This window comes from Pseudomonas quasicaspiana (assembly GCF_021147825.1).
Lineage (GTDB): Bacteria > Pseudomonadota > Gammaproteobacteria > Pseudomonadales > Pseudomonadaceae > Aquipseudomonas > Aquipseudomonas quasicaspiana.
The window spans coordinates 174,804-197,750 of record NZ_JAGTPI010000003.1 but is presented as its reverse complement, the minus strand read 5'-3'; the positions used below and the strand labels follow the sequence as shown (position 1 = coordinate 197,750).

Sequence of the window (22,947 nt, the reverse complement as noted above, 5' to 3'; positions counted from 1 at the left end):
CTCAGGTCGCATCACTCAAGTGGTACCATTTTCAAAGGACACTTCTACTCTCAACATAAAGCCGCAAGAGAATTTGGAGGGGACAGGTCGTTTGAAAAAGCTTGCGTAACGTAGACAAAAACAGACAACAGAAGTTCAGATAAAAGTTATATTTCAACAGTGCGCGATATAGTGCGCAATTAATATCGATTCTTCTCTGAAAGCATCGCTCTAGAGCCTTCCGCATCACCAAAAGCGACCTCTGACAGGGCTCTTTACGACACGGCAGGCGAGCGTAACTGTCGCAGGTGACAGTTTTATGAATGGCTATTATCTATAACTTATCTTCCGCAAGTTTCCAAGCACAATCAGACTGTCACACAGTGATTACTTATATGCTTTTACATGGCCACCATACGCGGATTGTTAACATCACGGTATAAAATCGTATCACTGTCAGTGAATAAGAGTATTTGAACACTTTTATCCCCTGTGCCTACAGGGCCATTGAGAAATCATCGCTGCAGTGAGCCCTACACTGGCCGGCTGTTTCAACAATTCCGGATGGTTGAACAGGTAGGCATTAACAGCGTTGACCACCTGCCCCGCATCGACATCCTCCCGACTGCAAAACAACAAGCCTGCATTGGCATCGTAGACACCCTGGACATAACCCAATGCCTGCATCTGAGCCACGTTCAACGGCTGCCCCTTGCGAATTTCGCGCAGCGATACCTGCAGGTCATGCCCGCTGAAAAATGCCCCTTGGACCGTCTCGCATAATCCAGCAAGCATCAACGCCCCGCCCATGCAGAATGAACGCATCAAACGGTTTCCCCGGAGACGACGCCTGGAGACACCGCCATTGCGGGCGCGCGAGTTCTTGTGCACAGCATGCGCAATGGGAAATCTGTCATCCGCCATCAGTCCGATCCCGTGGTGATCTGAATGCTGAGTGGTCAGTGCCTGAAAAACGGTTCCACGATTAAGCAGATTTTTTTTGGCGAGCGTTCACTCGCTAAAAGCAAAGCTGGACATAACCTGCTGAGTGAGACCCTGACGAGAGGCGGCCAGCTGTTTGAGCAGAGCGCTGTCGCGCTCAAGATACCTGAGCTGCCGAAGGCTGCGATGGCGGTGTGTCAGAGTAAATGCTTCGCAGCCTTCGGCAGCTCCTACAAAATATGAATTCAAACTTATAGGATTGCATTTTCTGGACAACGCCCCTGCTATCCAGGGGCGTTTATGTGAAATCAAGCGGCGTTTTTAACCTGCTTCAGCGAGCGCGCCACCAGATCTCCAAACGAACTGACCGGCCCTTGCAGGTTGCCCAGGAAGCGCGGGTAGATCAGCCACAGATCCATAACCGGCTTGAAGTCCTTGACTGGCAACACCGCCAGTTGCTCGCGATGAATGCTGCGTTCAAGCAAAGGGCGTGGCACCAGCCCCAAACCCATGCCGTCGGCTACGAGGCCCAACTGGAGTTCAGTGCCGAAAGTTTCCAGGTTGACCTTCAGGCTCAGGCCCTGATCCGACAAGGTACGCTGCAAACCGGCGCGAAAACCACAGCCATCAGGGTTTAGCACCCAACCCTGTTGATAACAGTCGGCCAGTTTTACCGAGCCTTTGGGCAACGCAGAACGTGCACAAACCACTACCAGTTCCATCTTGCCGATGGACTCGCCAATGATGTTTTCCGGGAAAATCTTGCCCGCCGGGAACAACGCCGCGGCGGCATCCAGTTCGCCGTTCTCGATTTTGCTGACCAGGTTACTGCCCCAGCCGGTGGACACCTGCGCACGCAAATCCGGGTACTCACCGCGCAGCTGCTTGAGGGCATCCAGCAGCACCACGTCACCAATAGTTTGCGGCACGCCCAGACGCAGCAGACCGCTCGGCGGTGTATCGCTGGCAACCAGCTCACGCAAGGCATCCATCTCACGGAGGATCGACAGACAACGCTGATACACCTGATTACCCATCTGCGTCGGCTTGAGCGGTTTGGTGTTGCGGTCGAACAACTCGACGCCCAACGCCTGCTCGAAATTCTGTACCCGCCGAGTAATCGCCGGTTGGGTCAGGTCCAGGGACTGCGCCGCATGGCTGATCGACTGGCAACGAATCACCGCCACAAAGGCATCGATATCATCAATTTTCATTCGGACCGCACATAAAGAGACAGAGGAGAGATAGGCGAAAAGCATAGTGGGATTTGCGGTGTGTGGATAGCTCTGGGGAGTATGTCGCCGCTCAGGACACGACATGGTCTGGTCAAACGCAAATATATTTCTCAGTAGGAGTGCACGAGCACCGCGAGGCTGCGATAGCGGTGTATCAGGCCGAATGTTATCGTTTGTACAGGAAGCTTCGCGAATAAATTCGCGCCCAAAGGGTTTTGTGTTTGCCAGGCGAGTGCGTAAACAGTCCTGATGTTCCTACCCCAATAGACAGCGTACTTATTCCACTCGTATGGTTATCGTATGGTTTGCTCGCCCTCCGTAAAGACGCCGTAAACATCATTGTTTTTTATCAGCGGGAAGTTAGTCTCCCTACTCTTTTCCCCACGTGAGATTCAATATGGAAAATTCGGAATTAGGCACCCTGATTATCATCATGATCGGTGTTTTCGGATTTGCTTCATTTCTCTTTGAATACCTGAGCGCCAGACACTCAAAGAAAAACAAGCCGCACTGACATTGAACTTGCGCTAAAAAATCAAATAACGAATCAAGCCGGTGTGTCACGGGGGCGCCCTGAATTCCGCCCCACTTTACTCAGAATAGAACCAGTGCCGCTCTGACTTTTTCTTTGCCGAACACACTCATGCGTTCGAACTCCTGGTGCGTCAATGGAACATGCTGGCAATCCAGACGCTGACGATACCGGCTATGGTCCAGATCAGGATCATGCAGATAAACAAAGTCTTCATCACACCCCGTCACCACCACCCAGTGTGGCGCTTTGGAACGTGTCAGCCGATAGCTGCTGATCAGCACGACAGGAATGCCGCCGCCGTTGAAAACCTGTGGCAAGTCGAGGCGACGGGACTTGGACTGCTGAACACCACTGGCTTGCAGCTCTCTGCAAAACCCGTCATGCACCAGCCGCATGACTGATTTTTTGTCTTCACGGCGTACACCGTCCAGAAACAGCGGGCCCGAGCGGCTGACCTGTAAACGCACATCGAACCCACGCCGCCATGCGGCCAGTGCCAGCCCGTGCGGGCTACAGCCGCCGTGCCCTGAGGTCATGAAAATAGTCGTAGCCTCCCGCCAGAGTTGAATCTCCTCGTCCCGTGAGAATACCCGGTCAGGATTGAGTGCCTTCATGGCCATGAGCAATGACGCCGCCCCACAGGTAAATTCGGTTGTCTGCGCGTAATAAGGAACAGCCGCAACGCTGCCAGGCACCGGCAGGACGATGCGCTTTTCATAGCGAAGGGCACGGGCATGGTCCTGGTAGTAATCGTCGACTTCGGCAAAAAGCCGGTACCCGGCCCGTTCGTACAGGCGGATCGCCGAGGGATTGTCGGGGCGCACTTCCAGACGCAGGTGTGCGCACTCATGCTCAATCGCCAACTGCTCTGATTGCTCGAGCAGCGCCAGACCCAGGCCCAACCCTCTGGCCCGGCAGTCAATGGCCAGCGAATAAAGTCTGGCCAGGGAAGTGCCTCGATGAAACAGCACCAGTGAATACCCCAACAAGCCCTGATCATCCTCGGCAACTAACAACTTGGCGTGCGCCCGCTGAATCATCCATAAGAAATTACGTCGGGACAGTCGGTCCTGTTCGAAGCACTGGTTCTCCAGAAGTTCCAGGGCAGGAATGTCTTCGGCGGTAGCAAAGCGGTAGTTAAGATCCATGGGATTACCGTAAATAAAACGTAACGAAAGAGGACAGTTAAAATCAAATATGTTTTATAGAAAACACCTGCACGGCAAAGGCCCTTTTTATCATGGTTTCGGTGTGTTCAAACGTAATGGAATTATTACCAAAGGTCGAGTCCAATTTACCCGCCATTAAAGAAGACGGCGCGGCCCAGTTGTTTCCACCCAGCAAGTTATTGGTGATTGTAGAGCGCCGCGATGACTGGCAGGGTTATTTGCCCAGCGAAAGTATCGTCACGGCCCAAGAATACCTGGAAGACAAGAGATATAAAAATCCTGGCGGACAGGTTCAAGTCATTAACCTGTGCCGAAGTTATAAATATCTGGGTCACGGTTACTACTGTTCGCTATTGGCCGAAGCGCGGGGCCATAAAGTCATCCCATCCGTTAAAACCATCAGTGAGCTGACCAAACGCTCGCTCTACGGCCTGGCGCTCGATGACCTGGACCGGATGCTGGATAACGCCATCGCCGACCATCCGTATGGCGAAACCGAAGGGTTTACCCTCACCTTCCATTTCGGCAAGACCGACCTGAAACCCTTGCAGGGATTGGCGCAACAGCTGTTTGACACCTTCCCGACGCCCATCCTGCAAGTCGAGTTCATCAAGAACCAGCGCTGGCAGATCGCCGGAATCAAGATCGGCGCGCTGCACAAGCTTCGTGAAGAACAACAGCATGACTTCGCCGACGCGCTCGACACCTTCAACCGGCGCATCTGGCGCCAGCCGGTTTCGTTGCGCCAGGCCCGTTATGACCTGGCTATCCTGCATGATCCAGGCGAAGCACTGGCGCCCTCCAACCCCCTGGCCCTTCAGCGGTTCATCAGTGCCGGCCAGCGGTTGGGCATCAATGTGGAACTGATCGAAAAGAAAGACTATGCGCGACTGGCCGAATACGACGCCCTGTTCATTCGCGAAACCACCAGCGTGGACAATCACACCTACCGCTTCGCGAAAAAAGCCGAGAGCGAAGGCTTGGTGGTGATGGACGATTCGAACTCGATTCTTCGCTGCACCAACAAAGTCTTCCTCACTGATCTGCTCAACAAACACAACCTGGGGATGCCCGCGACAGAAATCCTCTATCGCGATCGCCTTCAGGACCTGGAACAGATTGGCGAACGCCTGGGTTTTCCCGTCGTATTGAAAATCCCGGACGGCTGCTTTTCTCGCGGGGTGATCAAAGTGGAAAACAAAGCGGAACTGGCCAAGGCCGCTGCCGAACTGTTCGAGCACTCTGTGCTGCTACTCGCTCAAGAGTACCTCTACACCGAGTTTGACTGGCGTATCGGCGTGCTCAACCGACAGCCTCTTTATGCTTGCCTCTACTTCATGTCCAAGGGGCATTGGCAAATCTATAACCACAAAGCACAAGGCAGTGAAGTCAATGGCCTGTGTGAAACGATCCCCATCGAAGACGTACCGCCAGCGGTGGTCAAGCTGGCCGTAGACGCCGCCAGCCTTATCGGCGACGGCCTTTATGGCGTAGACCTCAAGCAGACCAACGAGCGTCTGGTCGTGATCGAAGTCAATGACAACCCCAATCTGGATGCGGGGATTGAAGACGCCTGCATCGAGGAGCAACTGTACGACCGGGTCCTGCAGGAGTTCATCCGGCGTCTGGAACTCAAGCATCAAGGCTATGGCCAGTAATCCCTTGCAGTAGAGGCGCCAGAATGATTGAACGCTATAGCCTGACAAACGCGACGTTACAGGTAACAACGGACGAGCAAGCGCCTCTGTTGCTGTGCACGGACCCTACTGCGCAAGAACGGGAGTTTCTGCATCAACGTTTCCAGGTGGATGCACACATGCTGGAGTCGGCACTGGACCCTGATGAAGTGTCTAGAATCGAATTTCATGACGGTCAGCTTTTTCTCATCTGGAAGCGCCCGGAAAGCTATTCGGGGGCTGCGGCGATGTCCTTTGAAGTGTCCTCGTTTGGCCTCATGTTGTCCTCCGAGAGCCTGGTGGTGATTTCCGCAAGCAACTCATTGCTCAGCCCCACGAGCACTCACCGGCTGTTGAAAAACCCGCTGGATATCCTCATCGACCTGCTGTTCAACAGCGTGCACCACTACCTAGGTCACTTACGGGTGATCAAGCTGATCGCCCGGGAGCTGCATCAGAAATTCGACACGTCACTGGACAACCAGCACCTGCTGCAAATGTTCAATCTCAGTGAAAGCCTGATCTATTACATCAATGCTATTCAGAGCAACGGCGCGGTCCTTGAACGCTTGCATCACCACGCCGAGAACAATGCATTTCCTGCCCGCGTCATCGCGCTACTCGACGACCTGAAGATCGAAAACGATCAGTGCTACAAGCAGGCCAGGATCTACTCCACCGTATTTGCTTCATTGATGGACGCCAGGGGCAACATGGCCAACAACACTATGAACGCGACCTTGCGTAACCTGACCGTGGTCAACGTCGTGTTCCTGCCCCTCAACCTGATCGCAAGCATTGGCGGCATGTCTGAATTCAGCATGATGACGGCGAGCGTTCCGTGGTGGATCTCGTTCCCGGCGCTGGTCATGGGGATGGCGGTATTAAGCGTGTTGATGGCAGTGCTGCTCAGGAAATCGGTGTTCCGTCGCAGCACCAGACCAACGGCTTAAGGGGGGTGTAGGGACCTCACCGTCTCTACATGACCCAGTAGACGGATAGGCTTAAAAAAGACTGACCAAAAGAACCTTTAGCTATAAGCTAATCATAAAATAATCGCATATTAGACTAAGCCATTATGTTTATATTAAGCCACGCATTAACCTGGCGCTGGCATAGACATGACGCAGACACGACATCCCGAACGACTCAGAGAATTCATCGGCGCGCTGGCCGAGCTGATCGACAGCAACCCTAGCGAGGGTGATCTGCTGCATCGTGGCGGCAAGCTGCTGGGGCAACTGGTCAGCTACGACGACTGGCTGCCGGACGAATACGCCATTCCCAGCCCTGAGCGTTATCAACAATTCCTTCTGCACGCCGACTCACGGCAGCGCTTTTCGATTGTCAGTTTCGTCTGGGGCCCCGGCCAAAGCACACCGATTCACGACCACCGCGTGTGGGGCTTGATCGGCATGTTACGTGGCGCTGAATACTCCCAAGGCTTTGCCCGCAGCCCGGATGGTCGACTGGAAAAAGAAGGCCAGGCGATTCGCCTCGAACCCGGTCATGTGGAAGCCCTGTCGCCTCGCAGCAATGACGTGCATCAGGTCAGCAATGCCTTCAGCGATCAGGTCTCGATCAGCATCCACGTTTATGGCGCCAACATCGGCGCAGTGCGGCGTGCGGTGTATCAGCCCGACGGCACCGAAAAACTGTTTATCTCCGGCTATTCCAACGCCTTTCTGCCCAACATCTGGGATCTGTCCAAAGAGAGCCCTGCCAAAGAGAGCCACGCACAATGACTCAGTTGAACACCCGCTCCTTCGCCGATATCCGCCAGGCGCTGCTGGCTCATGAAGAACTCGCCCTGGTCGACGTTCGCGAGGAAGCACCCTTCGCCGAAGCGCACCCTTTGTTCGCGGCCAATATCCCGCTGTCCAAACTTGAGCTGGAAGTGTTGTCGCGCATCCCGCGCCTCGACACCGCCGTGACGGTCTACGACAACGGCGAAGGTCTGGCTCAGCGCGCCGTTGAGCGTTTACAGGCATTGGGTTACAGCGATGTAAAACTGCTTGAGGGTGGCCTGCAAGGCTGGCGTGAGGCCGGCGGCGAGCTGTTCATCGACGTCAATGTGCCCAGCAAAGCCTTCGGCGAACTGGTTGAACATCATCGCCATACGCCTTCGCTGGCGGCTGAAGAAGTGCTGCAATTACTGGAATCCAAAGCTGACGTGGTGGTGCTCGACGCACGTCGCTATGACGAATACCAGACCATGAGCATCCCCAGCGGGATCAGTGTGCCCGGAGCTGAACTGGTGCTGCGTGCCCGCGAACTGGCGCCGGACCCGAATACCCGCATCATCGTCAATTGCGCGGGCCGTACCCGTAGCATTATCGGCACCCAATCGCTGGTTAACGCCGGTATTCCCAATCAGGTGAGCGCTCTGCGTAACGGCACCATTGGCTGGCTGCTGGCGGGTCAAACACTCGATCATGGCCAGGCTCGTCGCTTTGCCGTCGTGAGCGACGACACCCGTGAAGTGGCCGGTGCCGACGCCCGCCGCGTGGCCGACAAGGCTGGCGTGCGCCGTGCAAGCCGCGCCGAGCTGAGCAATTGGCAAGCAGACCCATCGCGCACCACTTACTTGCTGGATGTGCGCACGCCGGAAGAATTTGCCAAAGGCCATTTACCCCACGCGCGCTCAACCCCGGGCGGCCAACTGGTTCAGGAAACCGATCACTACGCCAGCGTGCGCGGTGCGCGTCTGGTGCTGGTGGACGACGACGGCGTACGCGCCAACATGTCGGCGTCCTGGCTGGCCCAACTGGGCTGGGAAGTGTTTGTGGTCGACTACCTGCAAGCCAGCGACTTCAGCGAACAAGGGGACTGGAACGCCCCGATTCCTGCGCCTCTACAAGTGGAAGAAATCAGCCCGCACACCCTCGCCGAATGGCAGCGGCATGGGGACGTCGCAGTGCTGGATTTCACGGCCAGCGCCAACTACGTCAAGCGGCATATTCCCGGTGCATGGTGGACCTTACGCGCGCAGTTGCAAGATGCGCTGCACAAAATCCCTAAAACCGAGCGCTACGTTTTGACCTGCGGCAGCAGCAAACTCGCGCGTCTTGCCGTGCCAGAAGTTGAAGCCCTGACCGGCAAGCAGGTGTTCCTGCTCAAGGACGGCACCGCCAGTTGGATCAAGGCTGGTCTGCCACTGGAAACCGGCGAAAGCCAATTGGCCTCGCCGCGCATTGATCGCTATCGCCGCCCGTATGAGGGCACCGATGCACCACGCGAAGCCATGCAGGCCTATCTGGACTGGGAGTTCGGTCTGGTGGACCAGCTCGCCCGTGACGGTACGCATGGGTTTCATGTGATCTAGAAGATGTTAACGCCTCTGTAAGCAGGACCGACCCCTCCAGGCGGAGGTCCTTGCCAGCACTCTATTAGCCTGGAGATACACCCATGTTGTTGAACACCTTTAATTTCAAGCAACTGCTGCTGGGCGCTCTGTTGAGCGTAACCCTTGGCCAGCAGGCCATAGCGGCCGATCTCGAACCGTTGCTGGTCGCCAATCAGAAATCCACGATCAAGGCACTGTTGCAAGTCTCCGGCGAACTGAAAAACGTGCCTTACGAAATCAGGTTTTCCGAATTCCCTTCTGCCGCCCCCTTGGGTGAGGCATTGAACGCAGGTGCCGTTGATATTGGCGCATTAGGCGATGCGCCCTACGTGTTTGCGCTGGGTGCTGGCGCGCCCCTGAAAGTCGTCAGTGTTACCCACGCCGAAGGCCGTTTCACCACCGCGTTGCTGGTGCCCAAAGACTCACCGATCAAGACCGTCGCCGACCTCAAGGGCAAGCGCATCGTTACCGGGCGTGGCTCCATCGGCCACTATCTGGCGATTAGAGCTTTGCGCCAGGCAGGCCTGAAAACCAGCGATGTCACCTTCATCAACCTGCTGCCGGGAGAGTCGCGCATTCTGTTGTCCAGCGGCGGGGCCGATGCCTGGGCCACCTGGGACCCGTACACTACGGTCGCCACCACCCAGAGTCATGACCGTGTACTGGTCAGTGGCAGCGAGCTATTGAGCAATCACCTGTACCTGGCCGCGACCAGCAAGGCCATCGCTGAAAAACGCGTGCAACTCGATGACTTCGTGGCACGGGTCGAGCGCGCCTATCTGTGGAGCAACACCCACCCTGCCGAGTACGCCAAGGCCCAGGCTGCGATCACCGGCCTGCCGATCGAGGTTCATCTGGAAATTGCCAACGCCACCAAAATGAACCGGGTAGAGATCGACGACAACGTGATCAAGGGCTTGCAGGCCACCGCTGATATTTACCAACAGGAAGGCATCCTGACCAAATCGATCGACGTCTCAAAAGGCTTCGACAAAAGCTTCAACGCTTCGCGTGCTCAGGTTGTGCAAACAGCCGCTCACTAATCCTCACGCAATCCTATTTTCAGATTCAGGAGCACGCTCATGAACAAGCCTCGTCAAAAAGAGCCACGTCAATTGAAGCTGGGCGCAATGGTCCACGGTGTCGGTCACGGCTGGGGCGAATGGCGTCACCCGAACGCATTGGCAGATGCCAGCGTTAACTTCGGCTACTACAAGCAACAGGCGAAACTGGCAGAAGCGGCCAAATTTGATTTCGTGTTCATCGCTGACAGCCTGCACATCCATGAAAAATCCAGCCCGCATTACCTCAACCGCTTCGAGCCGCTGACCATTCTCTCGGCGCTGGCCGCAACCACGGAAAATATCGGTCTGGTGGCTACCGTCACCGTGAGCTACACCGAACCGTTTCAGGTGGCGCGGCAAATCTCTTCGCTGGATCACATCAGCGGTGGCCGTGCTGGCTGGAACGTCGTCACGTCATGGCTCAGCGGTACTGCCGACAACTTCAGTAAGGGCGAACACCCGCCGCATCCCGTGCGCTATCGCATTGCCAAGGAGCACGTCTCAGTGGTCAAAGGCTTGTGGGATTCCTGGGAAGACGACGCCTTTGCCCGTAACAAAAAAACCGGTGAGTTTTTCACCCCCGGCAAACTGCATGCCCTGAACCACAAAGGCGAGTTTTTCTCGGTCAAAGGCCCGCTGAATATCGCCCGCTCGAAACAAGGCCATCCGCTGATTTTCCAGGCAGGAACATCCGAGGACGGACGCAACTTCGCAGCCGAATATTCAGATGCGATCTTCGTCCATGCCGAGTCGCTGGAAGAGGCACAGGCTTACTACCGGGACCTGAAAAAACGTGCGTCGGGCTTTGGGCGTAACCCATTGGACTTGTCGATTTTGCCGGGCATCCGCCCTATCGTCGGCCGCGATGAAGCAGAAGTTGAAAGCCGTTATCAGCAGGCCGTGGAGCTGGTGAGCATCGAAGACGCCATCGTCGCGCTGGGCCGTCCGTTCAATGATCACGACTTCAGTAAATACCCGCTAGACGCGCCGTTCCCGGAGTTGGGCGACCTGGGTTCCAACAGCCAGAAAGGCGGTTCGGACCGGATCAAACAACTGGCCAAAGATGAAGGCCTGACGTTGCGCGAAGTGGCGCTGTTCTTCTCCCGGCCACGCCGTGAATTCGTCGGCACTGCAGAGCAGGTCGCCGACACCCTTCAGACCTGGTTCGAACACGAAGCCGCCGATGGTTTCATCATCAACTCGCTGCTGCCGGATGGCTTGCAGTACTTCGCGGAACTGGTGGTTCCGGTCTTGCAACAACGAGGTTTGTTTCGCAGCGAATACACCGGTTCGACCTTACGTGAGCACTTCAATCTGCAAGTGCCGCAAAACCGCTACGCGCAGCTGGAAGAGGCTGCGGAGCTGGCCTGACTCCTGTTGGAGCGAGGCTTTGTCTGGGCCGCATCCGGACGAAGAACGGTACGCGAGATAGCTGACGTACCGCGGTGACAGCTTCGCGGGCAAGCCTCGCTCCAACAAGTACATAAAGGAAACCCCATCAATGAGCGTATTTCCCCTTCGCCCCGTTGCCGCCAGCGACATCGAATCCGCCGAGGCTTTCACCGCGCGGCTGACCTCAATCACCGCCGCCCTGGCCGCAACCGCCGAACGCTATGACGACAGCGGCGAGTTTCCCCATGAGAACTTTCGCTTATTACACGAGCACGGTTTGCTCGCCCTGACCGTACCGATTGAGCTGGGCGGCGGCGGTGCTGATTTGCCTCAAGCACTGCAAGCCATCAGCGCTGTCGCTCAGGGCGAGCCATCCACGGCGTTGATTCTGGTCATGCAATACATCCAGCATGCACGCCTGCAGCAGAGCAAAAGCTGGCCGGAGCATCTGCGTCTGCAAGTGGCCAAAGAAGCGGTGCGCGATGGCGCGTTGATCAACTCTCTGCGCGTAGAACCCGATCTTGGCACCCCTGCTCGCGGAGGTCTGCCTGCGACTACGGCGAGGCGTACCACCGAGGGCTGGCGCATCAGCGGCAGCAAGATTTACTCCACCGGCAGCCATGGCCTGACCTGGTACAACGTCTGGGCACGCAGCGACGATGCCGATCCTTTGGTGGGCGCCTGGCTGGTACACAAGGACACGCCAGGCATTCGAATCGTCGAAGACTGGGACCACTTGGGCATGCGTGCCACGTGCAGCCATGAAGTGATCTTTGAAGACGTATTGGTGCCACTGGAACACGCCGTCAGCGTCAGCCCATGGAGTGCACCGCAGGCAGAGCTCGACCCGGCAGGCTTCATGTGGATGTCGGTCTTGCTGTCCTCGGTCTACGACGGCGTCGCCCGCTCGGCGCGCAACTGGTTCGTGCAGTGGATGGAAGAGCGTAAACCGTCCAACCTCGGTGCCGCGTTATCAACCTTGCCGCGCTTTCAGGAAGTAGTCGGTGAAATCGATACATTGCTGTTCAACAACCACAGCCTGCTGCAATCGGCTGCCACGGGGCTGACCCCGCCAGCCCATGCTGCGCAGATCAAATACCTGGTGACAACCAACGCTATTCGCGCCGTGGAGCTGGCGATAGAAGCAGCGGGCAACCCTGGCCTGTCGCGCAGCAACCCGTTGCAGCGCCACCTGCGCAATGTGCTGTGCGCACGGATTCACACACCACAGAATGACGTGACGTTGACAGGCGTCGGCAAGGCGGTGTTTGCAGAGCGGGAGAAAGCGAATCGGTAGGTGAGGAATTGTTCTGCGTCTGGCCTGCCCCCTGAATGGAACGTTGGACGACGTCAAACGCCCTGAACGTTGCAAGAGGTGTTTAAATCGGCGCTCAGAGGCCGAGCCCTGTTAGCAGCGTTCCAGGGTATTCACAGATCTAATAACTACGACTAAAACACATTAAAAATGTGTACTGAGATACGGGCGTATCCTGCAAGTTCCCAATTAATACTTCGGTTTATTTAAAGCCATGAATAATTTCTATGTGGCTTATAGAAATCCCCGCCCCAAACAGTGATCGTACAACTTCTTTTTTTGCTGAGTGCCGCCAAGGCCGAACCTTACGCCCTCAAAAAATATTTTTAAAACCAATGAACTCACTGCAGTTTCAGCGGTATTTGCTCCTCGCTAAAACCGTAATCAGTATTATCTGAAAGTTATCAATCTTTTATTAAAGTTTCTCAAACCGCCACCGATAAAACTCCAACTGGACTATTGGCAAGGAGCAGCCTCATACCGTATTTCTAAAAGTACTCGGAGCATTATTCATGCTGAAAATGATTCATCGCGGGCTTTCGAATATAGCCGTTCATACCAAGCTTGCACTGGGCTTTGGCATGGTCATGCTGCTCACCGTACTCATCGCCGCGGCAGGCTGGTCGGGTATCAAGGAAATGGGCGAACGAAGCCAGAGAATCGATGACATCGGCAAGCTCGGTTCCTTGACCAGAGATATACGTATTGAGCGACTTGCCTACATCATCACGCCTGACAACGAGCGAGCCGCCAGCTGGTTAAAAGCCGTGGATAATCTGGACCGGCATCTCGAGTACGCCCGTCCGATGTTCAGCTCCGCCCTCAACGTCCCCCACCTCAACGCTGCCAGTGATGGATTGAAAGACTATCGTGTTCAATACGATGCAGTCGTCAAGGCCACAAACGCACGAGAGGCAACACGGGAAGTATTTGGCAACCATGCCGAAGATGCGGCGAAAAACCTCGAACGCTTGAACGTCTTCGCCAACGCTGAAACGGGCGATGCCGCCATGCGTGACAGCGTGACACGTGCCCGTGCCTTGTTTCAGCGCATGCGCTTTGATGTCAGGGGTTACACGTATACGTTGAATACAGACGCTGAGCGGCAAGCCAAGGAATCCATAGCTGAAGTCATACGCTTCATCGAAAGCCTGAAAGGGTCAGGGCTTCCGGCAGAGACGCTCCAAAGTATAGGCACGTCGCTGAAAGCTTATCAAAGTACCGTGCAGCAGTTTTCTGATGCTCAGGCAAAGATCACCGAGTCTCAGGCTAATATTTCCAAAGACATCAAAATACTGTTCGCCGCGGCCGATGAGCTTACAAAAAATCAGACAACCTTGCGCCTGCAGGACCTTGCCCAATCTAGAGACTTGCTCATCATTGGTCTGGTTATCGCTTTGATTGTAAGTGCCCTTGCAGCCTGGATTATTACTCGCCTGATCGTTACTCCTCTGTTGAAGACCCTGGCTGTCGCTGAACGCGTCGCCAACGGCGATCTCACTCACGATCAGATTTCCGATCGCCGAGACGAACTGGGCCGACTTGAAAACACCATGCAAAAAATGACCGTCAAGCTAAGGGGCTTGATCGGCGGTCTCAAGGACGGTGTCGTGCAGATCGCAAGCGCTGCAGAACAGCTGTCTGCTGTGACCGAGCAAACGAGCAGCGGTGTCCAGAGCCAAAAATCCGAAACGGATCAAGTCGCGACGGCGATGCATGAGATGGGCGCGACAGTCCAGGAAGTTGCCCGCAATGCGGAGCTCGCTTCCGGCGCAGCGGTCAATGCCTCCAGGGAAGCTCGCGAAGGTGACATCATTGTTTCCCAAGCGGTAAACCAGATTGAAAACCTGGCACTTGAAGTCGGGCATTCAAAAACCGCCATGGATGACCTCAAGCGCGAAAGTGACAAGATCGGCGGCGTCCTGGACGTTATCAAAGCCGTGGCGGAGCAAACCAACCTCCTGGCGCTCAATGCGGCCATTGAAGCAGCACGGGCAGGCGAAGCAGGTCGCGGATTTGCGGTGGTTGCAGATGAGGTGAGAAGTCTCGCTCAGCGCACCCAGACTTCCACCGAGGAAATTGCAAATCTGATTCACGGACTGCACAAAGGAACCGACCGGGTTGCCGCCATTCTGGACAACAGTCGCAATCTGACAGAAAGCTCTGTTGAGCTGACTCGCAAGGCCGGGACATCCTTGAACAGCATTAGCCGTTCGGTCTCTGAAATCGAGTCCATGAATCAACAGATCGCAGCCGCTGCGGAACAGCAGAGCGCCGTCACCGAGGAGATCAATCGCAGCGTGCTCAATGTGCGCGATATCTCAGAGCAGACGGCTGCCGCCAGCGAGGAAACTGCGTCGTCCAGCGTCGAACTGGCCCGCTTGGGCGTTCAGCTACAAACAATGGTCAGCCAGTTTAAAGTCTGACCCGCGCAAACCCGTAGGACCGGCTTTAGCCGGGAGGACTTCGAGGCATTCGCCAGATCTCCTTCGGTAGAAAAATACCGCCCTCCCGGCTAAAGCCGGTCCTACGGGATTGCAGGTAAACATGAAATTTCCCACACAGGCATTTCCATTCAAAACCGATCCTGCTCCAACCCTCACGAAGTATGACGACTTTAGATACCTCCCCTCGATAAAAAGAACCACCCTTCTCCCTCCGAAACACCTACACACCCATATAAACTGCAAATACCCGTTGACACATCCAGTCGACCGGGAAAATAATCGCCCCATCGTTGTATGACGACATACAGCAAAGCCACCTAATAATCACAATATCCAAGGCAAGCTTTCTATGAAAATCACCCGTATCAGTGTCGAGGTCTTTTCCCATCCGTCGCGCCGCGCCGTGGACAGCGCAGGCCATGCTCATCCAGGCGAAGAAAAACCGGTCAATCTGGCCATGCTGCGCATCGCGTGTGACGACGGCAGCGAAGGTTATTCCTTCGGCGCTCCAGAGCTGATTCGTCCGCACATCATCGAGTCCTTCGTGAAGAAAGTGCTGATCGGCCAGAACCCGATGAACCGCGAAAAAATCTGGCAGGAACTCGCTCACTGGCAACGGGGCAGCGCCAGCCAGTTGACTGACCGCGCGTTGGCATTGGTCGAACAGGCGCTCTGGGATCTGGCCGGGCGCGCACTGAAACAGCCGGTCTACAAACTGCTCGGTGGTTATCGCGACAAGGTGTTGGCCTACGGTTCGACCATGTGTGGCGACGATTTGCCAGGCGGCCTTTCCACTCCGGATGAGTACGGTCAGTTCGCCGAAAAACTGGTCGCTCGCGGCTACAAGGCCATCAAGCTGCACACCTGGATGCCACCGATTTCCTTCGCGCCAAACCCGCGCATGGATGTAAAGGCCTGCGCTGCAGTGCGTGAAGCGGTCGGCCCGGATATCGCGCTAATGCTCGACGGATATCACTGGTACAGCCGCGTCGATGCGTTGTACATCGGTCGCGAACTGCAGAAGCTCGACTTCGCCTGGTTCGAAGAGCCCATGATCGAAGACTCGGCCGAGTCCTATGCCTGGCTAGCGGCCAATCTCGACATCCCGGTACTGGGCCCGGAAAGTATCGACGGCAAATATCACAGCCGTGCGAGCTGGGTGACGTCCAGATCCTGCGATATTCTGCGCGCCGGGGTTGCTGGTGTAGGCGGTATCAGCCCGTGCCTGAAAGTCGCGCACATGGCCGAAGCGTTTGGCATGGATTGCGAGGTTCACGGCAACGGCGCAGCCAACCTGCAAGTGATCGGAGCCATCAGCAACTGCCGCTGGTACGAGCGCGGCCTGCTGCACCCATTCCTGGATTACGAGCAGGTTCCGGCTTATCTGAACACGCTGGTCGACCCCATGGATGATGAAGGCTACGTGCATTTGTCGGACCGCCCGGGCCTGGGTGAAGACATCAACTTCCACTACATCGAGGCCAACACACACCAACGTTACTGACAGGCAGCACCGCACAGGGGCGACATGAGCGCCTCTGGCACAAGAGTCTTAATAAATATAAGAAAGGACTGCCCTATGAAACTCTGGCCTTCGCGCCTTCGCCAGTTGCTGTGCGTGGCGCTGACTGCGACGCTTCTGCACACCCCGCCCGGCATGGCGCGCGGTGAAACACCGGTTGATCAACTGGTGGTTGGCATGAGCATGATCAACCTGCTCTCTCTGGACCCTGCCGCTGCTACCGGCCTTGAAGTATCCGAGGTCAATTCCAACGTCTACGACATGCTGCTCGAACAGGATGCCAGCGCGCCCGATACGCTCATCCCTGCCTTGGCCGAACGCTGGGAAGTCAGCCCCGACCGCATGCGCATCACCTTTCACCTGCGCCCCGGCGTGACCTTCCATTCGGGTCAGCCACTGACCGCGCAAGACGTCGCGTGGTCACTGCAACGGGTCGTCACCCTCAATCGCGCGCTGGCTTCGACCTGGAAAGCCTACGGCTACACCGCGCAGAACGTCGCGCAACTGATGCGTGCCGAAGACCCGCTGACATTCGTCCTCGACCTTCCACGGCCGACCGATCCGCTGTTGGTGCTCAACACACTCGCAACCTCGCCAAGCGCCTTCGTCATCGATCGTCATACCGCGATGCAACATGCGCAGGGCGAAGATCAGGGTGCCGCATGGCTGACCACGCACACCGCAGGCTCCGGTGCTTTCAAGCTGGACATCTGGCGCGCCAACGACGTGATCCTGATGACGCGTTTCGATAACTACTGGCGCGGTCCGGCGAAAATGCGTCGGGTCATCATGCGCAACATGACCGAATCCCAGGCCCTGCGCTTGATGGTCGAACGTGGTGATCTGGACGTGGCCCGAGGCATGGCCGCTACCGACATCAAAGCCCTGACCCGCTCCCCTGAAGTCAATGTGCAGACCATCGCTCGCGGCACCATTTATTACATCGCGCTGAGCATGGAGCAACCGCTGTTTCAGGACATCCGGGTGCGCAAGGCGATACGCCTGCTGATCGACTATCAAGGCATCAACGACGTGGTCATGCCCCATTATGGCGTGGCCAACCAGCGCCCGCTGCAACTGGGTCTGGCGGCCCGTCTGGATGACCCCGGTTATCGCCTGAATGTGCAGGAAGCCAAACGTCTGCTGGCGGAAGCCGGGCACGAAAATGGCTTCACGATTACCCTGCGCTCACTGACCGATTCACCTTTCATCAATATCGCCACCAGCCTGCAATCCACCCTGGCTCAGGCCGGTATTCGCGCCACGATCATTACCGGCACCGGCAACCAGATTTACGGCGCCATGCGCGACCGGCGTTTCGACATTCTGGTCGGACGTGGCGGTGGCGGCGCGGAACGTCATCCTCATTCCAGCCTGCGAGCATTGGTCTACAACCCGGATAACCGCGAAGCAGCAAAGCTGAGCAACTTTCAGGGCTGGCGTACCTCGTTCTACAGCGCCGAGCTCAATCAACTGATCGAGCAGGCCGAGCAGGAACGCGATGCGCAACGCCAACTGGCGCTCTATCAACGCATTCAGACCCTGTACGACCAACAGGTCGGCGCCATCCTGCCGATTTCGCAGATGACCGACGAGGTCGTTGTGCATGCCGACGTGCGTGACTACATCGGCCATAGCGCCGCCACGACGCGTCTGCACGACGTCTACAAACAACGTTGATCCGGACTCAGTCGCTTTCGCAAGGCAGGAATTCTTATGACGAGTGCATCTGTTTCATTGTGGGGCAGCCGCATGGCTGGCACGACCCGGCGCAGCGGCTCAGTGCTGGCGACGCTGTTTGGCCTGTTGCTGCTCACGTTCTTCATCGGTCGGGTCATGCCGCTGGACCCGGTTCTGGCCATCGTCGGCCCGGACGCTGACGCGTCGACGTATGCACAGGCTTACAAAGAACTGGGGCTCGACAAGCCGCTTTGGGTGCAATTTGGTGGCTACCTCAACGACTTGCTGCACGGCAATTTCGGCAACGCGCTGCTGACAGGTCACCCAGTCATCGAAGACATTGCCCGAGTGTTCCCCGCCACTCTTGAGCTGGCCACGCTGGCCATCGTCTTCGGTGTTCTGGCCGGGTTGCCGCTGGGTGTCTATGCGGCAACTCATCAGGGTCGTGCCGGTGACCATATCGCCCGGTTGTTCACTCTGTTTGGTTACTCAACGCCGATTTTCTGGTTGGGCATGATGGCCTTTCTGGTGTTCTACGCCTGGCTGGGTTGGGCCGGTGGGGTGGGACGTATTGGTCTGGCTTACGATGGTCTGATCCCGACACGCACCGGCTTGCTGCTGATCGACACGGCCCTGTCCGGCGACTGGGAAGCTTTTCGCAGCGCCCTGCGGCACATCCTGTTACCCGCCATCATTCTCAGTTTCAACTCGGTGGCTTACATCAGCCGCATGACCCGCAGCTTCATGCTTGAGCAACTGTCTCAGGAATACATCATCACGGCGCGGGTCAAGGGCCTGTCCCAGCGGCGGATTGTGTGGGGTCATGCGTTTCGCAATATCCGCGTGCAACTGCTGACCATCGTCGCCCTCGCCTACGGCGGATTGCTTGAAGGCGCGGTATTGATCGAGACGGTATTTGCCTGGCCCGGCTTTGGCCAGTACCTGACCAGCAGCCTGCTGCTGGGTGATATGAATGCGGTGATGGCGTGCGTGCTGTTGATCGGGCTGATTTTTGTCGCCCTGAACCAGATCAGCGACGCCCTTTATAAAGTCTTCGACCCGAGAACCCGCTGATGACGACTTCTCAAGCTACCTCTATGGCAGCGGCAGTGCCCGCTTCGAGTCTGGCGGCCCTGACCGGCAGCGCGGCACGCATGATGCGTTTTCTGTTGCGCAACCCGATGACGCTGGCCGGGCTGATCGTGATTTCAGTGCTGATGATCGTTGCACTGTTCGCGCCCTGGATCGCCAGCCATGACCCGCTACAACAAGACCTGACCCGCGCTTTGCAAGCACCCGGTGCGGCGCATTGGTTCGGCACCGATGAGTACGGCCGCGACGTGTTCAGCCGACTGGTTCATGGCTCGCGCATCACCCTGTACATCGTGCTGTTGGTGACGGTAATCGTTGGCCCAATCGGCCTGTTGATCGGCACAGTATCCGGCTATTTCGGTGGTTGGGTCGACAGCCTGTTCATGCGCATCACCGACATCTTCATTTCGTTCCCGAGCCTGGTCCTGGCCTTGGCGTTTATTGCCGCGCTCGGTCCTGGCCTGGAGCATGCAGTGATCGCCATCGCCCTCACCGCCTGGCCACCGATTGCGCGTCTTGCGCGAGCTGAAACCCTGTCGCTGCGTAACGCCGACTTTGTTGTCGCCGTGAAACTGCAAGGTGGCTCGCCGCTGCGCATCATCGGTCGACACATCATCCCGATGTGCCTGTCGTCAGTGATCATCCGCCTGACCATGAACATGGCCAGCATCATTCTGACCGCTGCGGCACTGGGCTTTCTCGGTCTGGGCGCGCAGGCACCGCTGCCGGAATGGGGCGCGATGATTTCCAGCGGTCGGCGTTACATGCTGGAAAGCTGGTGGCTGGTCGCAGCACCGGGCGCGACGATCATGCTGGTCAGCCTGGCGTTCAACCTGCTCGGCGACGGCCTGCGCGACGTGCTTGATCCTCGTAATGAATGACAGCAATACGGAACCTGTAGGAGCGCGCTTGCCCGCGATGACGTCCGCACAGGGGATAAATATATCGAATTCAAAATCGCATCGCGGGCAAGCGCGCTCCTACAGATAAAGCATTCCAATTCAGTTAGTGCGCGGCATCAGCAAATTTAATAAGAGGTAACAGCCATGTCTCAGTTATCCGCATCACAGAGCAAGCTCGTCGTAGACGACTTACGCGTCGAGTTCACCAACGCAGGCAAGACCACTCTGGCTGTGCAAGGCGTGTCGTTCAATCTGGGGCGGGAAAAGCTGGCGATTGTCGGCGAGTCCGGCTCGGGTAAGTCTACAGTCGGCCGCGCCCTGCTGCGCCTGCATCCGGCAACTGCGCGCATCACCGCCAAGACCTTGCGATTTGATGAGATCGACCTGCTCAGCGCCAGCGAGAAACAAATGCAGGGCGTTCGCGGGCGTCGCATGTCGATGATCATGCAAGACCCCAAATATTCGCTGAACCCGGTAGTGAAGGTCGGCGAGCAGATCGCCGAGGCGTATCTGGCCCATCACAAAGTGTCGCATCAGGAAGCCAAAGAACGAGCGATGGACATGCTCGCCAAGGTGCATATCCGCGATCCGCAGCGGGTCTATCAGCTCTACCCGCATGAAGTCTCCGGCGGCATGGGCCAGCGAATCATGATCGCGATGATGGTCATCACCGATCCACAGGTGATCATCGCCGACGAGCCCACCTCGGCGCTGGATGTCTCGGTACGCCGTCAGGTGCTGAATATTCTCGAAGAGCTTGTGAGTGAACGGGATCTGGGCCTGCTGTTCATCAGCCACGACCTGAATCTGGTCCAGCACTTCTGCGACCGGGTTCTGGTGATGTACGCCGGACGGGTCATGGAATCACTGGAAGCCGCCGACCTTGCCAGAGCAGAGCATCCCTATACGCGCGGGCTGCTCGCCGCGTTGCCGAGCCTGGACTTTCCGCGCAGCAGCCTGCCGGTGCTCCAGCGCGATCCCCTCTGGCTGACTCATTGAGGTATTTCCCATGGCGATGATCGAAGTCCAATCACTCAACCTCAGTTTCGGTACGGGTCCGACGCTCAATCAGGTGCTGCATGACGTCAACCTGCGCGTTGAAGAAGGCCAGGCGTTCGGCCTGGTGGGCGAGTCCGGCTCAGGCAAAACCACAGTGCTGCGCTGCCTCGCCGGGCAATACCAGCACTGGACCGGCGCACTGCAGGTCAACGGTCAACAGGTACAGCGCAAGCTGGATGCCGAGCATTATCGAACGGTGCAGATGGTCTTTCAGGACCCCTATGCCTCATTACATCCGCGGCACACCATTGATTCGGCGCTCAAGGAGCCGCTGGCGATTCACCGCATCGGCGACCGTGATGACCGGGTCAGCGAGATCCTGCGCAAGGTGGGCCTCAATGACAGCTTTCGCTTCCGCCATCCCCATCAACTGTCAGGCGGGCAGCGCCAAAGGGTAGCGATCGCCCGGGCGCTGATCCTCGAACCCCGGGTCCTGCTGCTGGATGAGCCGACCTCGGCACTGGATGTATCAGTGCAGGCGGAAATTCTCAACCTGCTCGCCGACCTGCGCCGCGAACAGAGCCTGACGTACCTGATGGTAACGCATGACCTGGCGGTCGTTGCCCACCTGTGCGAGCAGGTAGCCGTGATGCAAGGCGGCAAGATCGTTGAGATTCTCGACACGGGCGAACTGGCCCGGCATGAGGCGCAACACGCATACACCCGTCTGTTGGTTCAGGCGAGTCGCGACATGAACACCCATAACATCGAACAACCGGTCGCCTGCCTGGCGCTGTAAGACCACTGGAGTTTTAAACCGTCGCGTCCTTCGGCATTTACTGCCGAGGAACCCGGCTGCCTGAAATCTGCTGTGAATAAAACCTTCCACTTCATTTAACAAGAATAAAAAAACATGAAAACTACCCAAGCAATGATGACGTTTGCTGCACTGCTGACCTCCACGCTGGCCATGGCCGACAGTGGCTACGTCAATTATCGACATCAATATGCGGAAAGTACGCGAATGCACTCGGACCGGGTCAAGTTCGGTACCCGACTGGATAACGGTCTCGGGTTTGAAGGGGAACTTAAATACAAGACAGCCGGTGACCGGCAGGACGTTGCCTTTGACAATACCGTGGGCAACGGCCACGAACTGGGCATGACCTATCAGTACAAACTCAATGCTGACTGGATGCTGACCCCTTCTATCGCGCTGGAAAGTATTGAGAAATCCACCGCCTATAAAGTCGGCCTGAAAGCCACCTACCGCATCAGCGACACCCTGAATGCCTCGGCCCGCTACCGCTATGACTCCATCAAGCTGGATCGAGACAAGATCAATGAGGACATGCCCGACAACGCGATGGATAACCAGAGCATCAATCGTTATGACGTCTGGCTCAACTATGCCCCGCAAAACAGTAAATGGGCTTATGAATATCAGTTCACCTACTTCGATGCCGACTATATTCGCTACGACAACGGTAAAACTGACTATGAACAAAACGCCGTATTTAAATACAAGATCGACAAACGTTGGGTGCCGTTCTTCGAAGTCGGCGACATAAAAGTCGACAGTGCCGATGACAAGCGTCAGTTACGTCTGCGGGTTGGCGTGCAATACAACTTCCTGTAATAACCCGGCCTTC

The 22,947-nt window shown here is 56.7% G+C and carries 19 protein-coding genes and 1 pseudogene; 17 read left to right on the top strand and 3 right to left on the bottom strand.

Going from position 1 to position 22,947, the window contains the following annotated elements; genetic code table 11:
• Positions 1-462: 462 nt before the first annotated feature.
• On the bottom strand, positions 463-903 hold the full coding sequence (locus tag KDX30_RS04210) for a Rap1a/Tai family immunity protein (protein WP_231675048.1): 441 nt from the start codon (positions 901-903) through the stop codon (positions 463-465).
• Positions 904-927: 24 nt separating this feature from the next.
• Here KDX30_RS04210 and KDX30_RS04205 point away from each other — a divergent pair, with 24 nt between their 5' ends.
• Positions 928-1,164, top strand: a complete 237-nt coding sequence (locus tag KDX30_RS04205) for a hypothetical protein (protein WP_231675047.1) — start codon at positions 928-930, stop codon at positions 1,162-1,164.
• A gap of 65 nt (positions 1,165-1,229) precedes the next feature.
• Here the strand turns inward: KDX30_RS04205 and KDX30_RS04200 are convergent, their stop codons facing one another.
• Entirely contained in the window at positions 1,230-2,135 is a 906-nt protein-coding gene (locus KDX30_RS04200; RefSeq protein WP_027902341.1) for a LysR family transcriptional regulator, read from the bottom strand.
• 615 nt (positions 2,136-2,750) lie between these two features.
• Entirely contained in the window at positions 2,751-3,839 is a 1,089-nt protein-coding gene (locus KDX30_RS04195; protein ID WP_122805664.1) for a GNAT family N-acetyltransferase/peptidase C39 family protein, read from the bottom strand.
• 92 nt (positions 3,840-3,931) lie between these two features.
• On the opposite strand from KDX30_RS04195, the gene KDX30_RS04190 reads away from it, so the two are divergent.
• From KDX30_RS04190 to KDX30_RS04120, 16 genes and pseudogenes are all read left to right on the top strand, one after another.
• Positions 3,932-5,518: a RimK family protein gene (locus KDX30_RS04190; RefSeq protein ID WP_122805665.1), complete on the top strand. Its 1,587-nt coding sequence runs from the start codon at positions 3,932-3,934 to the stop codon at positions 5,516-5,518.
• A gap of 23 nt (positions 5,519-5,541) precedes the next feature.
• Complete coding sequence (locus KDX30_RS04185) at positions 5,542-6,489, top strand: magnesium transporter CorA family protein (protein ID WP_122805666.1); 948 nt, start codon at positions 5,542-5,544, stop codon at positions 6,487-6,489.
• A 168-nt stretch (positions 6,490-6,657) separates the two neighbouring features.
• The gene (locus KDX30_RS04180) at positions 6,658-7,281 is read left to right on the top strand and encodes a cysteine dioxygenase family protein (RefSeq protein WP_231675046.1); all 624 of its coding nucleotides are present in this window, start codon (positions 6,658-6,660) and stop codon (positions 7,279-7,281) included.
• Positions 7,278-8,861: a rhodanese homology domain-containing protein gene (locus tag KDX30_RS04175; RefSeq protein ID WP_231675045.1), complete on the top strand. Its 1,584-nt coding sequence runs from the start codon at positions 7,278-7,280 to the stop codon at positions 8,859-8,861. The genes KDX30_RS04180 and KDX30_RS04175 overlap by 4 nt, the downstream gene beginning before the upstream one ends.
• Positions 8,862-8,944: 83 nt before the next feature.
• Positions 8,945-9,925: an ABC transporter substrate-binding protein gene (locus KDX30_RS04170; RefSeq protein ID WP_231675044.1), complete on the top strand. Its 981-nt coding sequence runs from the start codon at positions 8,945-8,947 to the stop codon at positions 9,923-9,925.
• A 39-nt stretch (positions 9,926-9,964) separates the two neighbouring features.
• Entirely contained in the window at positions 9,965-11,317 is a 1,353-nt protein-coding gene (locus KDX30_RS04165) for an LLM class flavin-dependent oxidoreductase (protein ID WP_231675043.1), read from the top strand.
• A 130-nt stretch (positions 11,318-11,447) separates the two neighbouring features.
• On the top strand, positions 11,448-12,635 hold the full coding sequence (locus KDX30_RS04160; RefSeq protein ID WP_231675042.1) for an acyl-CoA dehydrogenase family protein: 1,188 nt from the start codon (positions 11,448-11,450) through the stop codon (positions 12,633-12,635).
• 530 nt (positions 12,636-13,165) lie between these two features.
• Positions 13,166-14,221, top strand: a pseudogene (locus KDX30_RS29640) (methyl-accepting chemotaxis protein); the annotation flags it as partial.
• Positions 14,207-15,079 carry a methyl-accepting chemotaxis protein gene (locus tag KDX30_RS29635; protein ID WP_406643720.1) on the top strand — a complete coding sequence of 291 codons (873 nt, stop codon included), beginning with the start codon at positions 14,207-14,209 and terminating at the stop codon, positions 15,077-15,079. The pseudogene KDX30_RS29640 and the gene KDX30_RS29635, both read left to right, overlap by 15 nt.
• 370 nt (positions 15,080-15,449) lie before the next feature.
• The gene (locus tag KDX30_RS04150) at positions 15,450-16,604 is read left to right on the top strand and encodes a mandelate racemase family protein (RefSeq protein WP_231675041.1); all 1,155 of its coding nucleotides are present in this window, start codon (positions 15,450-15,452) and stop codon (positions 16,602-16,604) included.
• Positions 16,605-16,679: 75 nt separating this feature from the next.
• Positions 16,680-18,302: an ABC transporter substrate-binding protein gene (locus KDX30_RS04145; RefSeq protein WP_231675040.1), complete on the top strand. Its 1,623-nt coding sequence runs from the start codon at positions 16,680-16,682 to the stop codon at positions 18,300-18,302.
• A gap of 36 nt (positions 18,303-18,338) precedes the next feature.
• Positions 18,339-19,376 carry an ABC transporter permease gene (locus KDX30_RS04140; RefSeq protein WP_099267435.1) on the top strand — a complete coding sequence of 346 codons (1,038 nt, stop codon included), beginning with the start codon at positions 18,339-18,341 and terminating at the stop codon, positions 19,374-19,376.
• A complete protein-coding gene (locus tag KDX30_RS04135) occupies positions 19,376-20,275 on the top strand; it encodes an ABC transporter permease (RefSeq protein ID WP_122805673.1) in 900 nt (299 codons plus the stop codon). Before KDX30_RS04140 ends, KDX30_RS04135 begins: the two co-directional genes overlap by 1 nt.
• 165 nt (positions 20,276-20,440) lie before the next feature.
• Positions 20,441-21,295: an ABC transporter ATP-binding protein gene (locus tag KDX30_RS04130; RefSeq protein ID WP_122805674.1), complete on the top strand. Its 855-nt coding sequence runs from the start codon at positions 20,441-20,443 to the stop codon at positions 21,293-21,295.
• Positions 21,296-21,305: 10 nt separating this feature from the next.
• Complete coding sequence (locus KDX30_RS04125) at positions 21,306-22,094, top strand: ABC transporter ATP-binding protein (protein ID WP_099267438.1); 789 nt, start codon at positions 21,306-21,308, stop codon at positions 22,092-22,094.
• 114 nt (positions 22,095-22,208) lie between these two features.
• A complete protein-coding gene (locus KDX30_RS04120; protein WP_099267439.1) occupies positions 22,209-22,934 on the top strand; it encodes an oligogalacturonate-specific porin KdgM family protein in 726 nt (241 codons plus the stop codon).
• Positions 22,935-22,947: the final 13 nt, after the last annotated feature.

What these genes read in the sequence shown, in the direction of transcription:
- KDX30_RS04210 (WP_231675048.1), bottom strand. Translation starts at nt 903, where the DNA reads ATGGCGGATGACAGATTTCCCATTGCGCATGCTGTGCACAAGAACTCG.
- KDX30_RS04205 (WP_231675047.1), top strand. Translation starts at nt 928, where the DNA reads ATGCTGAGTGGTCAGTGCCTGAAAAACGGTTCCACGATTAAGCAGATT.
- KDX30_RS04200 (WP_027902341.1), bottom strand. Translation starts at nt 2,135, where the DNA reads ATGAAAATTGATGATATCGATGCCTTTGTGGCGGTGATTCGTTGCCAG.
- KDX30_RS04195 (WP_122805664.1), bottom strand. Translation starts at nt 3,839, where the DNA reads ATGGATCTTAACTACCGCTTTGCTACCGCCGAAGACATTCCTGCCCTG.
- KDX30_RS04190 (WP_122805665.1), top strand. Translation starts at nt 3,932, where the DNA reads ATGGTTTCGGTGTGTTCAAACGTAATGGAATTATTACCAAAGGTCGAG.
- KDX30_RS04185 (WP_122805666.1), top strand. Translation starts at nt 5,542, where the DNA reads ATGATTGAACGCTATAGCCTGACAAACGCGACGTTACAGGTAACAACG.
- KDX30_RS04180 (WP_231675046.1), top strand. Translation starts at nt 6,658, where the DNA reads ATGACGCAGACACGACATCCCGAACGACTCAGAGAATTCATCGGCGCG.
- KDX30_RS04175 (WP_231675045.1), top strand. Translation starts at nt 7,278, where the DNA reads ATGACTCAGTTGAACACCCGCTCCTTCGCCGATATCCGCCAGGCGCTG.
- KDX30_RS04170 (WP_231675044.1), top strand. Translation starts at nt 8,945, where the DNA reads ATGTTGTTGAACACCTTTAATTTCAAGCAACTGCTGCTGGGCGCTCTG.
- KDX30_RS04165 (WP_231675043.1), top strand. Translation starts at nt 9,965, where the DNA reads ATGAACAAGCCTCGTCAAAAAGAGCCACGTCAATTGAAGCTGGGCGCA.
- KDX30_RS04160 (WP_231675042.1), top strand. Translation starts at nt 11,448, where the DNA reads ATGAGCGTATTTCCCCTTCGCCCCGTTGCCGCCAGCGACATCGAATCC.
- KDX30_RS29635 (WP_406643720.1), top strand. Translation starts at nt 14,207, where the DNA reads ATGCAAAAAATGACCGTCAAGCTAAGGGGCTTGATCGGCGGTCTCAAG.
- KDX30_RS04150 (WP_231675041.1), top strand. Translation starts at nt 15,450, where the DNA reads ATGAAAATCACCCGTATCAGTGTCGAGGTCTTTTCCCATCCGTCGCGC.
- KDX30_RS04145 (WP_231675040.1), top strand. Translation starts at nt 16,680, where the DNA reads ATGAAACTCTGGCCTTCGCGCCTTCGCCAGTTGCTGTGCGTGGCGCTG.
- KDX30_RS04140 (WP_099267435.1), top strand. Translation starts at nt 18,339, where the DNA reads ATGACGAGTGCATCTGTTTCATTGTGGGGCAGCCGCATGGCTGGCACG.
- KDX30_RS04135 (WP_122805673.1), top strand. Translation starts at nt 19,376, where the DNA reads ATGACGACTTCTCAAGCTACCTCTATGGCAGCGGCAGTGCCCGCTTCG.
- KDX30_RS04130 (WP_122805674.1), top strand. Translation starts at nt 20,441, where the DNA reads ATGTCTCAGTTATCCGCATCACAGAGCAAGCTCGTCGTAGACGACTTA.
- KDX30_RS04125 (WP_099267438.1), top strand. Translation starts at nt 21,306, where the DNA reads ATGGCGATGATCGAAGTCCAATCACTCAACCTCAGTTTCGGTACGGGT.
- KDX30_RS04120 (WP_099267439.1), top strand. Translation starts at nt 22,209, where the DNA reads ATGAAAACTACCCAAGCAATGATGACGTTTGCTGCACTGCTGACCTCC.